General features: G+C 67.4%; 11 protein-coding genes. 6 read left to right on the forward strand and 5 right to left on the reverse strand.

Translation table 11 applies throughout. The features are described from left to right. The first annotated feature begins 284 nt into the window (after positions 1 to 284). From ACH0AE_RS16720 to ACH0AE_RS16735, 4 genes are all read left to right on the forward strand, one after another. The gene (locus tag ACH0AE_RS16720; protein ID WP_294443525.1) at positions 285 to 1,226 is read left to right on the forward strand and encodes a cation diffusion facilitator family transporter; all 942 of its coding nucleotides are present in this window, start codon (positions 285 to 287) and stop codon (positions 1,224 to 1,226) included. Between the two features lie 77 nt (positions 1,227 to 1,303). Continuing rightward, positions 1,304 to 3,466: a TonB-dependent siderophore receptor gene (locus tag ACH0AE_RS16725; protein ID WP_406876024.1), complete on the forward strand. Its 2,163-nt coding sequence runs from the start codon at positions 1,304 to 1,306 to the stop codon at positions 3,464 to 3,466. A gap of 1 nt (position 3,467) precedes the next feature. After that, positions 3,468 to 4,010 carry a hypothetical protein gene (locus tag ACH0AE_RS16730; protein ID WP_294443527.1) on the forward strand — a complete coding sequence of 181 codons (543 nt, stop codon included), beginning with the start codon at positions 3,468 to 3,470 and terminating at the stop codon, positions 4,008 to 4,010. Next, positions 4,007 to 5,518: a PepSY domain-containing protein gene (locus ACH0AE_RS16735; protein ID WP_294443528.1), complete on the forward strand. Its 1,512-nt coding sequence runs from the start codon at positions 4,007 to 4,009 to the stop codon at positions 5,516 to 5,518. The genes ACH0AE_RS16730 and ACH0AE_RS16735 overlap by 4 nt, the downstream gene beginning before the upstream one ends. 7 nt (positions 5,519 to 5,525) lie before the next feature. Here ACH0AE_RS16735 and ACH0AE_RS16740 read toward each other — a convergent pair whose 3' ends face one another. Beyond that, a complete protein-coding gene (locus ACH0AE_RS16740; protein ID WP_294443529.1) occupies positions 5,526 to 6,173 on the reverse strand; it encodes a Crp/Fnr family transcriptional regulator in 648 nt (215 codons plus the stop codon). 80 nt (positions 6,174 to 6,253) lie between these two features. Between ACH0AE_RS16740 and ACH0AE_RS16745 the strand changes: the two genes are divergently transcribed. After that, positions 6,254 to 7,087 (forward strand): TauD/TfdA family dioxygenase, encoded by an 834-nt coding sequence (locus ACH0AE_RS16745; RefSeq protein WP_294443530.1) that lies wholly within the window; start codon positions 6,254 to 6,256, stop codon positions 7,085 to 7,087. A gap of 104 nt (positions 7,088 to 7,191) precedes the next feature. After that, on the forward strand, positions 7,192 to 9,294 hold the full coding sequence (locus tag ACH0AE_RS16750) for an amidohydrolase family protein (protein ID WP_294443531.1): 2,103 nt from the start codon (positions 7,192 to 7,194) through the stop codon (positions 9,292 to 9,294). Between the two features lie 44 nt (positions 9,295 to 9,338). Here ACH0AE_RS16750 and ACH0AE_RS16755 read toward each other — a convergent pair whose 3' ends face one another. From ACH0AE_RS16755 to ACH0AE_RS16770, 4 genes are all read right to left on the reverse strand, one after another. Continuing rightward, positions 9,339 to 10,385: an amidohydrolase gene (locus ACH0AE_RS16755; RefSeq protein WP_294443532.1), complete on the reverse strand. Its 1,047-nt coding sequence runs from the start codon at positions 10,383 to 10,385 to the stop codon at positions 9,339 to 9,341. 96 nt (positions 10,386 to 10,481) lie between these two features. Beyond that, on the reverse strand, positions 10,482 to 13,175 hold the full coding sequence (locus ACH0AE_RS16760) for an EAL domain-containing protein (RefSeq protein WP_294443534.1): 2,694 nt from the start codon (positions 13,173 to 13,175) through the stop codon (positions 10,482 to 10,484). A 222-nt stretch (positions 13,176 to 13,397) separates the two neighbouring features. Further along, the gene (locus ACH0AE_RS16765) at positions 13,398 to 14,834 is read right to left on the reverse strand and encodes an aldehyde dehydrogenase family protein (protein ID WP_294443535.1); all 1,437 of its coding nucleotides are present in this window, start codon (positions 14,832 to 14,834) and stop codon (positions 13,398 to 13,400) included. 42 nt (positions 14,835 to 14,876) lie between these two features. Continuing rightward, entirely contained in the window at positions 14,877 to 15,980 is a 1,104-nt protein-coding gene (locus ACH0AE_RS16770; protein WP_294443536.1) for an NAD(P)-dependent alcohol dehydrogenase, read from the reverse strand. Positions 15,981 to 16,082 lie beyond the last annotated feature (102 nt).

Consider the following 16,082-nt stretch of genomic DNA (forward strand, 5'->3'; position numbering starts at 1 on the left):
GCCGTCAACGCCATGATTTATATGCGAAATATCACGATTACGACAGCGAAATCAGCGACTTACTTGGAGAATGTGGGGTCAAATGGGATAGGGCGCGGCGGAACGCTTGGCGAAAACTGACACGAACGGGCCAAACCGACAGCACCGCGATCATGCTATCATCGCGGCGGCCCGGAGTCCCGCCGCCCCGGCGAGACTAATGCTCCCTCGATGCGCGACGCGGCGGAACCGCAACCCGGCCGGCGCGTCCCTCCCGCTTGGGCGGCCCGCCCCGGGGACAATCAATGAGCAACGCGCAGGCGAAGGGAGACGGCGGCTGGCGCGAGAACATCGTCCTGTTCGGCGCGCTGGCGGCGAACCTCGGCATCGCAGTGGCGAAATTCGTCGCCGCCGCGATCACCGGTTCCTCCTCCATGTTGACCGAGGGCGTCCATTCACTGGTCGACAGCGGCAACCAGTTGCTGCTGCTTTACGGCCAGAAGCGCGCCAAGCGCCCGCCGGATGCAAAGCGCCCGTTCGGCTACGGGCGGGAGCTGTATTTCTGGGCGTTCGTCGTTGCGATCCTGATCTTCGCCGGCGGATCGGGCGTGTCGATCTACGAAGGCTATCTCCACTTCCGATCGCCGGAGCCGCTGCGCGATCCGCTGATCAACTACATCGTCCTTGGCGTTGCGGCGCTGCTCGAGGGTACGTCCTGGGCGATCGCCGTGCGCGAGTTCAACAAGGCGCGCGGCGACATGGGCTGGTGGGAGGCCGTACACGAGTCGAAGGACCCCGCCGCGTTCATCGTCCTGTTCGAGGATTCGGCGGCACTGATCGGCCTGGGGATCGCGGCTGCTGGCGTGTGGGCCAGCCACTGGTTCGGGAATCCGCGGATCGACGGTATCGCCTCGATCGCGATCGGCCTTCTCCTCGGCCTCGTCGCGGTGGTGCTGGCCCGCGAGTCGATGGGCCTCCTGATCGGCGAGCGCGCCGACCCCCGCGTGATTGCCCGCGTACGCACGATCGTCGGTGCACGCCCGGAGATCACCGCCGTCAACCATGTGCGCACCATCCACACCGGACCGCACGCCGTCTTCGTCGCGATCAGCGCCGACTTCGACGACGCGCTCACCATGGGTGAGGGCGAGACGCTGATCGAATCGATCGAGGAAGAGCTGAAGGCGGAATTGCCGGACATCAGCTCGGTCTACATCCGTCCGGAAAAGCGCGAGCAGGCGGTCTGAACGTGCCTCCTAACATTGATAACGACTTGCAATAGCGCACTACATGATTACAGCGGTCGTCATCAGGGAGATTGACGTTGACGACCATTTTCTCGCTGCTGGCATCTGCCGCGGCGATCACGACCGCACCCGCCAGCGCACCGGCCGATGCAGCCGACACGCAGCAGACCGGCGACATCGTCGTCACCGGCCAGCGTACGGAAGGTAGCGACGATTATACGATCAGCGGCCAGAGCACCGCGACTCGCCTGAACCTCACGCAGCGCGAAACGCCGCAGTCGATCAGCGTCGTCACCCGCGCTCAGATCGAGGATTTCCAGCTCAACGACGTCAATTCCCTGCTCACCACCGTGCCGGGCGTTAACGTGCAGGCGAACGAGACCGACCGGGTCTATTTCTCGGCGCGCGGCTTCGACATCCAGACCTTCCAGGTGGACGGCATCGGCGTTCCCTTCGCCTTCGGCATCCAGACGGGCTCGATCGACACCGCCTTCTACGATCATATCGAAGTGCTGCGCGGCGCCCCTGGGCTGCTGTCCTCCACCGGCAACCCTTCCGCGGTGGTCAACTTCATCCGCAAGCGCCCGACGCGGGATTTGCGCGCCAGCGCCAGCGCGCAATATGGCTCGTACGATAATCTGCGGCTGGAAGGCGACATCAGCGTCCCCCTCACCAGCGACGGCAGCGTGCGGGCGAGGGCCGTCGGCGCCTTCACCGATACCGACAGCCATCTCGATCGCTACGGCCTGCGCCGCTGGGTCGGCTATGGCATCATCGAGGCGGATCTTGGGCCCAACACCGTCATCAGCGGCGGCTACGGCCACCAGGATCACCACAGCCGCGGCGCCATGTGGGGCGCCCTGCCGCTCAGCTACACCGACGGCACGCGGATCGACTATGATCGCTCCGCCAACGTCGCGCCCGACTGGTCCAACTGGCACATCATCGACCGCCAGATCTTCGGCGACGTGACTCACCAGCTGGGCAACGATTGGGTCGCCCGGTTCAGCGCGATCCGCCGCGCGACCAGCGAGGCGGACGAATTGTTCTACGTCTTCGGCTCGCCGGTGCGCGGCGATCCCGACGGCATTGCGCCCAGCCCGACGGACCCGAACGTGCTGCTCGGCATCCAGAGCTATCCCGGCGCCTTTCGCGCGGAAACCCGCAACCTGACGATGGAAGCCTATGTCACCGGCCCCGTCACGCTGTTCGGCCGCGAGCATGACGTGAACATCGGCGTCAATCGCAGCGCACAGGATTACAAGCAGCGCTCGAGCTACGACGTTCCGACGATCAACGTCTATCTGCCCTTCCCGGATCTTCTCGCCGGCAACTTCCCGCGGCCGAACTTCCCGACCGATTTCTCGACCGCCTATGCCTCCAGCCAGAACACGCAGACGCGGCGCGAGACGCTTTACGGCCTCGTCCGGCTCAACCTCGCCGATCCGCTGAAGGTGATGGTCGGCGGCAACGTCACCCATGCCGTCAGCCGCGGCTTTTCCTACGGCGTCGACACCAACTTCGACAACACCCGCTTCCTGCCGTTCGCTGGCGCGACGCTGGACGTGACGCCCAGCCTCAGCTTCTACGCGAGCTACGCGACGATCTTCAATCCGCAGACCGCGATCGGCGCGGACTTCCGCGTGCTTGATCCGATCCGCGGCAATAATCTGGAAGCGGGCGTGAAGGGCGAATGGTTCGGCGGGCGGCTCAACGCCACCGTCGCGCTGTTCCGCACCCGGCAGCAGAATACGGCCGAAGCAGTCGACTTCGTCGACGGCCGCACCATTTCGCGCGGCGTCGACGCCCGCTCCGAAGGGATCGAGATCGAGGTCGGCGGGCGCATTGCCGAGGGGCTGCAAGCGACCGGCGGCTACACGCTGATGCGCATCGAGGACGAAACCGGTGCTGCCGCGCGCCTGTTCGTGCCGCGCAACACCGCCCGCCTCAACCTCAGCTACTCGCCGCCCGCCTTGCCGCAGCTGAAGCTCGGGGCGTCGGGCCAGTATCAAAGCCGCATTTTCACGCCGGCTCGCACAGTAAAGCAGGGCGGCTATGCCCTGCTCGATCTGCTCGCCCGCTACGAGTTGACGCCCAACGTCGCGGCCAGCGTGAACGTGCGCAACGTGACGGACGCCAAGTATCTGACCGCGCTCAACTTCGACGGCGGCTATTATGGCGCGCCGCGCACGGTGCTGGGCACGATCAGCGTTCGCTTCGGGCCGGGCGCGGGGCTCTGACGTGAACGCCGCCGCCCTCCTCGCAATCGTCCTGGCGATGATCCTGGTGCGGATCGGCTGGGACGGGCGGCGCAGCATCTCGGTGGCTGGCTGGATGCTGGGAATCGCCGCGCTCTGGGTGCTAACCGCCAAAGACGGCGCGTGGGGCCTCGCCATGGGCGGGGTGGTCGGCATGGTCGCCGCCCTTCTTGCGGTGCTCTACGCCGGCTGGACCGAACCCGCGCGCGCCGGGCGTCCGCCGCGCGAGCCGCCTTCGATCAGCCTGCCGCGCCGCTCGGGAGACCTTGCCCGCCGCATCGCCGTGTTCGTCCTCGTCGTGCCGGTCGCCTTCGCCGCCGCGCAGTGGCTGGCCTTCGGCGCCCAAGCGCTCGCCCGCCGCAACGGCAGCGGCGATACCGACGCGGTCGTCCTCACCTTCCTTCTTCAACCCCTGCTGTGGAGCGCCCTCATGACGTGGCAGATGACACGTAGCGGACCGGCGCAGATGATCGCGCCGCCAGCGATCGCCGCTCTCCTCGGCACCTTGTTGTGGGGTCTTGCATGAACGCGCCCGTCGAAACGACTGCCCGGACCAGCAAGCAGCAGACGCTCGTCCAGCGCGCGCTCGGCGGCCATGCGGCGCTTGGCCTCCTAGCCGGCGCGCTGATCTATATCATCGCGCTAACCGGCGCGATCGTCGTGATCCACGATCGCTGGCAGCGCTGGGAGCAGCCTGGCGTCGCGGAAACCGCCACCCTCTCGCCCGCCGCCGCCCAGGCCGCAATGGAGGCGGTCGTCGCCAGCGAGGCGGGAAAGCCGCGCACCACGCACCTCTATATCCGCATGCCAACGGAGGATCTGCCACGTGCCGTCGTCACCACCGACAATGGCGCTTGGTATGTCGACGGCACGGGCAAGGTCGTCGCGCCCGAGGCGCATAGCTGGACCGAATTCGTCATCGGGATGCACGAGTATCTGAATCTGCCGATGATCGTCGGGATGATCATCGTCGGCGCACTCGGCGTCGCACTGGCGGCACTGGCGATCACCGGTGTCCTCGCCCATCCGCGCATCGTTCGCGACGCCTTCCGCCTGCGCACCCGCCACGATCCGCAAATCGCGCGCGCGGACTGGCACAACCGGCTCGGCGTCTGGACGCTGCCGTTCGTGCTGGCGGTGACGCTGACCGGCGCGTTCATCGGCCTCAGCACAGTTGGCGCCAGCGTTCTGGCAAAGGCCTATGCCAATGGCGACACGGACGCTGTCTATTCGCGCATCTTCGGCGACGAGCCAGCGGAGGATCCCGCACCGGCCCCGCTGCCCAACATCGCGGCTGCGCTGAGCGCAGTGCAGACGCGCGTGCCCGGCACCTTTCCCACCTATATCATCGCGCATGATCCCGGCACGCGCGGCCAGCACGTTCAGGTGATCGCGGAGCATCCGCGCCGGCTGATCTACGGCGAGACCTACACCTTCGACGCCGCGGGCAACTGGCACGGGCCGGTCGGCCTGTCGGACGGCCCGATCGGCAAGCAGCTCGCCGCCTCCACCTACAATCTCCATTTCGGCAACTTCGGTGGCCTGCCGGTCGAGATCGCCTACATGCTACTCGGCCTCGCGCTCTGCGTCATCACCGCGACGGGGACGACGCTCTGGCTCACCAAGCGTCGCCGCCGCGGGATGGGCAGCGACCGGCTGGAGGCGTGCTGGCACGTCGTGATCTGGGCCACGCCGCTTGGCCTCATCCTCACTGCCTGGCTGCGTGGCGTGGCCGGGCCGCAGGCGCCGCTCGTTGCCGGCTTCTGGCTGTTCCTTGCCGCGCTCCTCGCGCTTGGCGCCTTCTCTCCGCGCTGGATCACCCAACTGCGGCTGCGCAGTGCGACATTTGCCGCGCTGATCGTGACCGCACTCGGCCATGCGGCGATTTCGTTCCCGGCGGCCGGCGGTATGCTCGCGATCGATGTCGCCCTGCTGGTGATCGGTGCCGGCGGCCTTACGCTGCTCCACCGCCCCGCCGCCCGTACCGCTGCGCCAACGGTGACGCGGCGCGCACCGACCGCCCAGCCCTCCTGATCGCCGCTCAGCCCGCGAGGTGCGCCAGCGCCGCGCGGTCGAGCAGCCTGATGCTGCCATAACCCCGCGCGATCACGCCGGCCGCTTCCATCGCGGAAAGGTGTGCATTCGCGGTCTTGCGTGAAAGGCCGCACAGTTCGTCGAGATCCGACTGGCTCAACGGCACCTCGCCATCGTCCGCGAACAGCATCAGCCGCGCGGCGACCCGCGCGGCGGGCGGCAGCGCCAGCATCTGCGCCAGGCCATGGACGCTGGCGTCCAGCTGGCCGTAAACCAGCTCACTGACCCCCTGCCACAGCACCGGCAGCTCGGCGCCGATCCGCTCCAAGGCCGCATCGCTCACCGTCACGATCCGGCTTACCGGGCCTGCGCGCGCGGTGACGATCCGCGGCCCGCCGCCGCGCCGCTTCGACTGGCCGAAGACGCCACCGGCACGCGCGACACCGACCAGCACCATGCGCTCACCCACGGCCGCCTCCAGCCGCAGCATCCCGGAGACCACCATCACCAGCCCGGTCGTCTCGTCTCCCTCGCCAAAGACCCATTGGCCGGGCGCCAGCGCCGCCGCCCGCGCCTCTGCAGCGATGCGCATCCGCACGTTCACGGGCTGGCGCGCGAACCAGCGGATGCCGAGCAAGTCGTCGCGATCAGTCATCGCAAGAAATGTAACGAAGGTGACATTACACCGCCACCTCGGCCTCTATCCTCCCTGCAACGCAGATGAGGAGAGGAACGATGTCATCAGTTGAGATGCGCCCGCTGTCTGACCACGTCGGGATCGAAGCGCAAGGCGTTGACCTGAACCAGCTTGACGAGGCGACCTTCGCCACCCTGCGCGATGCGGTGGCGAGCCATGGCGTGCTGTTCGTGCGCGATCAGTCGCTCACCCCCGAGCAGCATATCGCCTTCGCCCGCCGCTGGGGGCCGATCGGCGTCAACAAGTATTTCCCGGCGAACGGCGGCCATCCGGAAATCGCCGAAGTGCGCAAGGCGGAGAACCAGCAGACCAATATCGGCGGCGGCTGGCACACCGATCACAGCTATGATCAGGTGCCCGCAATGGGATCGATCCTGCTCGCGCGCGAGACGCCGCCGACCGGCGGCGACACGTTGTTCGCCAGCCCGGGCGCTGCGTTCGATTCCCTATCCGAGGGGCTGAAGGCGACGCTGCGCACGCTGCGCGCCGTTCATTCGGCTGATCATATCTACAGCGCCGACGGCATCTATTCGAAGACCGATCAAGGCGCGGACCTGAAGGGGCATGACGAGCGCACCCGCGCCGTCCACCCGGTGGTGATCCGCCATCCGCAAACCGGCCGGGAGATCCTCTACGTGAACCCCGCCTTCACGCTCCATTTCGAAGGCTGGACGCGGGAGGAAAGCGTGCCGCTCCTCACCTATCTCTACCAGGTGGCAATGCAGGATCGCTTCCACTGCCGCGTCTCCTGGGCGCCGGGCTCGATCGCGATCTGGGACAATCGCTCCACCTGGCATTATGCGATGAACGATTATCACGGCCATCGCCGGCTGATGCATCGCATCACCATTTCGGGTGAGCCGCTGCACTGATAGCCTGGGCGGGGCGGCATGCGATGCCGCCCAGCCCCGTTGCCTAAACCCCGCCGCCCCGGCACACTCGCGACCACAATCGATCGGGGGGGGATCTTCACACCATGCGTCGTTCCATGCTCGCGTCGCTGCTCGCTGCAGCCGCGCTCGTCGTGCCGTTCACTGCCAGCGCGCACCAGACCGCCGCGCCCGCCGCAGCCGCGGCTGCCAAGCCTGCGTCGACGCAGATCACCAAGGATCAGCTGCTGAAGCCGCCGGCGGACGCGCGGCACTATACGATCAGCTCGACGGCAGGGAAGCACGGGGACGTCTGGTCGTGGACGATGCCGGATTCGCGCGTGGCCTATCGCATGTCGATGTCGCTGCGCGGCTGGGTGACGGAGACGGACAAGGTGGTGACGCTTGGCGCCGATCGTCGCCCCACCGGCATGGCGATCCGCGGCTTCACCGACAGCGGCGATGCGACGGAGGAGTTCCGCGTTGACGACCAGGGCATCGCGCACTGGAAGACGGCGGTGGACTCTGGCTCCGCACCCTTCGCCGGCAAGCGCTACAGCAGCTATGGCGGCCCCTGGCTCGCCAGCGAGCACGACGTCGACGCGCTGGTGGCCGCCGGCCCCAAGGGCGTCGATCTGCTCCCGGGCGGCCATGCCACGCTGACGATCGATCGTTCGGTGCCGATTGACGGGCCGAGCGGGCCGAAGACGGTGAAGCTCGCCTTCATCCAGGGCTGGGGCTTCTCCCCATCGCCGGTCTGGCTGGACGAGCAGAACCGCTTCTTCGGCATGGCCGGCGTCATTTCGCTGCTGCCGGCGGGCTATGAGGCCGCCGGGCCGAAGCTGAAGGATATCCAGGACGAGGCCACCGCCGCGATGGTGCGCGACGTCGCGCGCGGCTTCCTCAGCTCGGCGAACCGCACCGCGACGCTGATCGACCATGTGCTGATGTTCGATTCCGAGGCCGGCCGCTACGTGCCCGATCGCGCGGTGCTGATTGCCGACGGCAAGGTCGCCAAGGTCGGCGCGGGCGGCTCGATCAAGGCACCCGCCGGCGCCACTGTGATCGACGGCCGGGGCAAGACGCTGACGCCGGGCCTGTGGGACGCGCATCGCCACGTCGGCGGCGACGACTGGAACCTGCTGCAGAACCTTGCCACCGGCATGACCAATTACCGCAGCCCCGGCTCAATGATCGACGAAACGGTAAGCCTGCAGAAGCGCCGCGCAGCCGGCGATCTTCTGGCGCCGGACGGCGTCGTGTCGATCATCATCGATCGCAAGGATCCGCTTGCCGCGCAGGGCGCGCTCACGGTCAGCTCGGAAGCCGAGGCGATCGCCGCGGTGCGCAAGGTAAAGGACGCCGGCATGTGGGGCGTCAAATTCTACACCTCGATGAACCCGGCGTGGATCGCGCCCGCCGCGGCGGAGGCGCACAAGCTGGGCCTCCACGTCCACGGCCATATCCCGGCGGGCATGCGCCCGCTCGATGCGGTGCGTGCGGGCTACGACGAGATCACCCACATCAACTTCATCATCATGCAGGCGCTGCCGCAGGCGGTGGTCGACAAGGCGAACACTGCCGCAAGGCTCGAAGGGCCAGCGAAATACGGCAAGGAGATCGATCTCGACTCGCCCGAGATGAAGGCGTTCTACGCCGAACTCGCCAAGCGCAAGACGGTCATCGATCCGACGCTCACCGTGTGGGAGCCATTGATGACGTCGGACGGCTCGGCCGTCGCACCTGAATATGCGCCCTTCGTCCATGTCTCACCGCCGGCGGTGGCACGCGGCTGGAAGATCCCCGGCTATCCGCTGTTCGACGGCCTGACGCGGGAAGATTTCCGCGCCAGCTTCGCCAAGATGGTGGGCGTCGTCGGGCGGCTCCACAAGGCGGGCGTGCCGATCGTCGCGGGCACCGACGGCTGGGGCGTCGAACTGGTGCGCGAGCTCGAACTCTACGAGGACGCGGGCCTCACCAATGCCGAGGCGCTGCAGACCGCGACGATCATCCCGGCACGCCTAACCGGCATGGCGGATCGCACCGGATCGATCGCGCCGGGCAAGAAGGCGGACATCATCCTTGTCGATGGCGACGTGTCGCAGGATCTCGGCAATCTGCGCCACGTGCGCACCGTGTTCCTGGATGGTTATCGCCTCGATGGTGACGCGCTGCGCAAGGCCAGCGGCATGAGCGGCATGCCGAAGTAAGCGCGCAGGCGGGGCGGCGTATCGGCCGCCCCGCCCGCTTCCATTCAGCCCGGCAGACCTTCCAGCCGGTAGAAGCGCGCCGCCGCGCCGGCGAACAATTCCCGCTTCTCGTCCGCGCTCGCGCCGCGCGCGATCAGCTTGAAGGCATTCCACAGCGTCGCATAGTCGGCGCCCCAGCGATCGACCGGGAAATTGCTTTCGAACATCGCACGCTGCGGCCCGAAGGCGGCGATGCACGCCTCGACATAGGGGCGGAACAGCGCGGCCAGCGTCGCTGCATCGGTGCGCGTGTCGGGGCCAAGCTCGCCCAGCGCGCAGAAGGGCATGGCAAGGCCGCCCAGCTTTACCGTCACGTTGGGGCAGGTCGCCAGTTCGTCGATCGCGGCCTTCCACGCGGCGAAGCGTTCCTCCTGCCGGCCGGTGTAGCTGCCAAGGCCGAGCGGCGTGCCGACATGATCCAGCACGATCGGCTGCTCCGGGAAGGCGCGGGCGAGATCGGTCACGTCTCCGATCTGCGGCTCCAGCACCCACGCGTCGAAGGTGAGCCCGCGCTTGCCGAGCTCCGCAAACCCCTTCCGGAAGCGCGGATCGGCGTAGAGCCCGGCGGGCGCATGGCCGAGCGGCCCCAGAACCTCGGGATCCGGATCATGCGCGCCGATGTGGCGGATGCCGCGAAAGCGACCATTTCCTGCCGCGATCTCCGCATCCAGCACCGCGCCGACGCTTGCGCCCAGCATCAGGTCCGCCTGCCCGACGATCCCGGCACATGCACGGAAGGGGCCATAGATGCCGGTCGCCGATTGCGCCGCCACGCCGTTGACGAACTCCACCTCGCCCACCGGCTTCATCTCGTCCGGCCCGTCGGCACGGTAGAAGGCGCCGCATTGCAGGAAGACGGTGCCGATCACATTGTGGCCGCCCCCACGGCAATCGGCGTGCAGCTCCTCGAACAAATAGCGCGGGCTCTGCCGCGTGATCCGGCCGAACGGGTGCGCGATCTCGGGCATCCTCGGCAGCAGCGGCTGGAAATCCCACAGGTGATGATGCGGGTCGATAATCGGCAGATCGGGTTCGAGTATCTCGGCGTCCATCTTTATCCTCTCCTCACCCGTTGCCCGGGCCTGCCGCACGGTAACCCGCCGGCGGAGAGAGGCCAGCCCCTTTGCGGAAGCGGGGGCGGCGGACGATCAGCCCACCGCCGCCGCGTCGTGCGTCGCTAGAAGCTCGGCGCGGAACATGCGCGCCGGCATCGGCCGGGCATAGCGATAGCCCTGCGCTTCCTCGCACCCGCGCGCCCGCAGGTATTCCTCCTGCTGGAACGTCTCCACGCCCTCGGCAATCACCTCCAGCCCCAGCGTCCGCGCCAGCGCCAGCACCGCCTCGACGATCCCCTTGTCATGCTCGTCCGAGGGCAATTGCGCGACGAAGCCGCGATCGATCTTCAGCCGGTGCACGGGAATGTTCTTCAGCGTCGTCAGAGAGGCGAAACCGGTGCCGAAATCATCGAACGCCAGCCGCACCCCCATGGTGCGCAGCGCAAGCAGCTTGCCGGAAATATCGTCTTCGTAGCTGAGGGCGATATTCTCGGTCAGCTCCAGTTCCAGCGCCTGCGCCGGCAGGCCATGGCGGCTGAGGCTCGCCTCCACCGTTGCCAGCAGATTGCTCGATCGGATCTGCTCGGCGAACAGGTTCACGCCGATGCGCAGGCGATGCCCGCGGCGCCACCAGGCGGCCGCTTCGCGGCACGCCTCGTCCAGCACCCATTCCCCCACTGCCGTCGCATGGCGGCTGCGTTCCAGGATCTCGACGAACGATGCAGGCCCGATCAGGCCACGCTCCGGATGGCGCCAGCGCAGCAATGCCTCGGCGCCGACCCAGGCACCGTCTGACAGGCGCACCTGCGGCTGGAAATATAGCTCGAACTCACCCGCCGCGACGGCGCGGGACACTTCGTCCTCCAGCACCCGGCGGGCCTCGTATTCGGCGCGGTCGGCCGCGGAATAGACGCGGCACGCGCCGCCGCCCGCGTCCTTGGCGCGATACAGCGCGAGGTCAGCGCCCACGAGCAGGTCGGCGACATCCTCGTGCGCCGCATCGCGGACCAGCGCGACGCCGCAGCTCGCCGTCACATAATATAGCTGGCCGTCGACCAGGAACGGCTCGCCCCCGATCCGCTCGATGATCCCCTGCCCAAACGCGATGCAGGCTTCGCGCGTCGTCTGGCTCAGCAGCGCGACGAACTCGTCGCCGCCCAGCCGCGCAACCATCGCGCAGCCATTGCCCGCCTCCTCCGCCGCGCACTGCTCCAGCCGAGCCGCCATTTCGCGCAGCATCGCGTCGCCGACTGCATGGCCATAGCGATCGTTGATGTGCTTGAACCCGTCGAGATCGATCAGGATCAGGGCTGAAAGCGCGCCTTCCGCCAGCCGCTCCGCCGCCATGCTCATCGCGTGGCTGCGATTGGGCAGGCCAGTGAGGGAATCGTGCAGCGCCTGATACCGCAGTTCTTCCCGGGCGCGGTGCTGCTCGCTGATGTCGCGGATGAACATGGCAAGGCCGCCGTCGCGCGTCGGATAGGCGTTGGCCTCGAACCGGGCCTTGAGCGGCGGATAGTCGAAGTCGATCACCATCGGCCGGCGCTCGTCCATCGCAACGCGGAATGCCTCCGCCGCTTCGTCGCTGTGGGCGCCGGAGAATACCTCGAAAACGGTTCGGCCGACCAGTTCGTCGCCGCCCAGACGGAGCCGCCCGCGTTCGTTGACGAAGGTCACTTTCCACTTCGGGTCGAAGGTGATCACCGTATCGGTCGTGCTTTCGAGCACCGCGCGCAGCAGCCGCTGCCGCTCGTCCACCCGTTCGGCCATGGCGTCGAACGCCTGGCCAAGATCGTCGAACTCCGATCCCCGTCCCATGGGGCCGACGCGGGCGCGGGTGTCCCCTTCCCGCCAGGCGCGCACCGCGGAGGCGAGGTGGCGGACCGGCTCGCGCACGAAGCGCGTGGCCACCCACCAGGCGATCAGCAGCGCCGCGACCAACGTGCCAAGCAGCGTTCCGGCCTCCAGCCAGGCGCGGCGCGCCAACGCAGTGTACACGTAATCGCGATCGATCCCGGCGGCGATCAGGAACGGCCCACCAGGCTCGGCACGCGGCGGCACGAAGCCTACCAGCCGCGCACTGCCATCGATCCAGTTGAGGTCCGCGACGCCGCTGCGCTGCGCATCGAAGGCAGCGCTAAGCGAGGCGGGCAGGATCGCGCCGACATTCCTGTTGCCCGGCAGGTCCATCAGCACCCGCCGGTCGGGCCCCGCCACCACCAGCCGCCCCGTTGCCGGCAGCTGGATCTTGCCGAGATCGCGCGCCAGCGCGTCGAGGTCCAGCCCCGCGACCAGCACCCCGCCAAGTGCGCCCGACGGGTGCATGAACGGCAGGCTGAAATTGAGGCTTCGCTGGCCAGAAATGCGCCCGATGACATAGCCGCCGCTCGTGAAGCGACGCGTCGCCACCGCCTGTTTGAAGTAAAGCCGATCGGCGACCACCGTCCCGGGGCGGATGCTGCTGCACCACACCTCGCCCTTCGGGTTGCTGACCCCGATGCCGAGATAGATCGGGAATTGTGCCTTCAGCCGGCGCAGGATGACGCCGCAGGCCTCCGCATCTCCCTCGCGCACCGCCGGCAACTGGGCCAGCGCCGCCAATAGCTGATGCGCGCCATCGACGATCCGCCCCTGTTCGGCCGCCGCGCGGTTCGCCGTCTGGAGTGCGATGCGGGCGAACTCCTCATGCTCGTGGCGGTATTGCTGGCGCAGGTTGATGCTTTGCAGAATCCCCACCGGGATCGCTGCAAGCAATACGATCAGGACAAGCCGCTGGACGATCCGCATCAGGCTCGTCGCAGGGAAGGTTCAAGCTCGCGCCCCAATGCCGTCCGCCCTTGTCTGTTCGGCATTACGCCGCAGACGGCAATGGCATGGAAACCCTACCAAATATTTGCGCTCCGCCACTGCGGCTCGAAAAAGGGCGCGGGCGGACGTGGACAAAAACAAGGGGCGGGGCAGCGTGCCGCCCGGCCCCGATGCTCAGCTATGGCTGGCAGGTGATTCGGCTCAGGCCGCGACCGCTTCCTTGCGCTTCTTGCGCACGATGGTCTGCGCGTTGGTATATTCCAACAGCCCCTCGACCCCGCCTTCGACGCCGACGCCCGATTGCTTCATGCCGCCGAACGCCGCCATCGGCGACAGATGCTGCGTCTCGTTGACCCACACCGTACCGCTGGCGATGCGCTGCGCGATCTCGAACGCCTTGTCCTCGTCATTGCCCCACACCGAGCCGCCGAGGCCATAGTCGGTCGCATTGGCGCGCGCGACCACATCGTCCACGTCGTCGAACTTCAGGAGCGGCAGCACCGGGCCGAACTGTTCCTCCTGCACGATCCGCGCGTCCTCGGGCGGATTGTCGAGGATCGTCACCGGCACGAAATAACCCGGCACATCGGCCTTCTCGCCGCCGATCAGGAACTTGTAGCCCTTATCCTTGGCGTCCTGGATCAGCTCCAGCACCCGGGCATATTGCTGCTTGTTGTTGATCGGGCCGATCTGCGTACCCTGTTCGGATCCGTCGCCGACCTTCACCGTCTTGGCATAAGCAACCAGCGCGTCGCGCAACTGGTCGTAGATATCCTTGTGGACGTACATCCGCTTGGTCGCGATGCAGATCTGGCCGTTGTTGCGGAACGCCGCCCAGAACAATTCCTCCGCGACCTTTTCCACATCCACATCGGGCATAACGATCGCCGCATCGTTGCCACCCAGCTCCAGCGTCACGCGCTTCAGCGTCGGCGCGGCCGACTGCATCACGCGCTTGCCGGTAGCGGTCGATCCGGTGAAGCTTATCTTGTCGAAGCCGGGGTGGCTCGTCATCCACGGGCCCAGATCGTCGCCGCCGGTGACGATGTTGAGCACGCCCGGCGGCAGCAGCTGGGCTGCCAGCTCACCGAATTTCAGCGTCGACAACGGCGTGAAGGGCGACGGCTTCAGCACCATCGTATTGCCCGCGAGCAACGCCGGGCCGACCTTGAACATCGCCAGGATCATCGGGAAATTCCACGGCGCGATCGCGCCCACCACGCCCAGCGGCACGTGGCGGGTCTCGCTGTAGCGCTCCTCGGAATCCTCGTTGACGGTGACGGGCAGGTCGAGCTGCGAGGCGGCCATCAGCCAATAGCCTGCGCCCATCACCTCGCCCTGCGATTCGGCGTGCGGCTTGCCCTGTTCCTTGGTCAGGAGGCGCATCAGCGGATCGGCATTGGCCATGATCGCCTGGCCCAGCGCGGCAAGCTTCGCCTTGCGCTCTGCGATCGGGGTCGCGGCCCAGCCGGGGAATGCCTTGCGCGCGGCCGCGATTGCCTTGTCGAGATCCTCCGGCGTGGCGTCGGGTACGCTGGCGATCACTTCCTCGTTGGCGGGATTGACCACGTCGAGCGTCGCCGAGCCGGTCACCAGCTCGCCGCCGATCAGCATGCGATAGTCACTGTCAAAGTTCATCGCGTCTCTCTCCTGATTCTATTGCGCCCCGCATAACAGAAGTTACGGGATCAGCACCACCTTGATGCATTCGCCGCGCGCCTGCGAAGCGACCGCTTCGTTGATCTGGTCCAGGCGGTAGGTCTTGATCAGCGTGTCGAACGGGAAACGCCCCGCGGCATGGTGGCTCAGCAATTCGGGGATGAACGTCTGCGGATCGCTGTCGCCCTCGATGATGCCGATGATGCGGTGGCCGGGCGTCATCAGCGCGGAAATGTTGACGCTGATCGCCGCATCCGCGCGCTTGGGCACGCCGACCAGCCCGATCGCGCCATGGCTGCCGAGCGACGCCAGCCCCGCCTCGATCGCGCCCACGTTGCCGCTGGTATCGAACACATAGTCCAGCCCCTCGGGAACGATCTCGCGCAGCGCCGCCGCCAGGTCGGCCCCCGCCGGATCGACCACATGGGTCGCGCCCAGCCGCATCGCGATCTCGCGCCGCGCGGCGATCGGCTCGACCAGCACGATCGTTTCGCAGCGCTGGATCACCGCGCCCATCACCCCGGCTAGACCAACCGGCCCGCCGCCGATGATCGCGATCGAGGATCCCGGCATCGCGCTAAGCGATCGCATCACCCCGCCCGCGCCGGTCTGGAAGCCGCAGCCGAGCGGCCCCAGCAGCTCCACTGGCGCGTCGGTCTCCACCTTCACCACGTTGCGCGCGCGCGTCACCGTCAGCGCCGCGAACGAGGATTGGCCGAAGAAGTGCGACGAGATCGCCTCATCGCCCCGGGAGAAGGCCTTTGACCCATCCTCCAGCCGCATCCCGGCATAATTGAGCGGCGGAAAGGTGCGGCAATAGCTCGGCAGCCCCTCCTCGCAGCGCGGGCAGTGGCCGCAGCTCGAAAAGCCGAGCACCACCTTGTCGCCCACCGCCAGGCCCTCGACGCCCTCCCCCAGGGCCTTGATCGTGCCCGCGCCCTCATGGCCCAGCACCGCCGGCAGCGGATAAGGCGCAAACTGATCGCGGAAGATGAGGTCGGTGTGGCATACGCCGACGCCCGCGATCCGCACCAGCACCTCCCCCGCGCGCGGCGCCGCCACCTCCACCGGCTCGATCGAAAAATCCCCCTCGGGAACACGGGCGACGGCGGCGATGGTCTGCATTGGCCTCTCTTCCTGTTGGCTTCCGGTCGAATGCCGGGCCCGCGAACTATGCCGCGCGCACCTGCGCATCGCACCCCGAAAAGTGCGACGGATCGTTGCGCA

Origin of the sequence: Sphingomonas sp. 179-A 2A2 NHS (assembly GCF_045371305.1) — a bacterium.
Lineage (GTDB): Bacteria > Pseudomonadota > Alphaproteobacteria > Sphingomonadales > Sphingomonadaceae > Sphingomonas.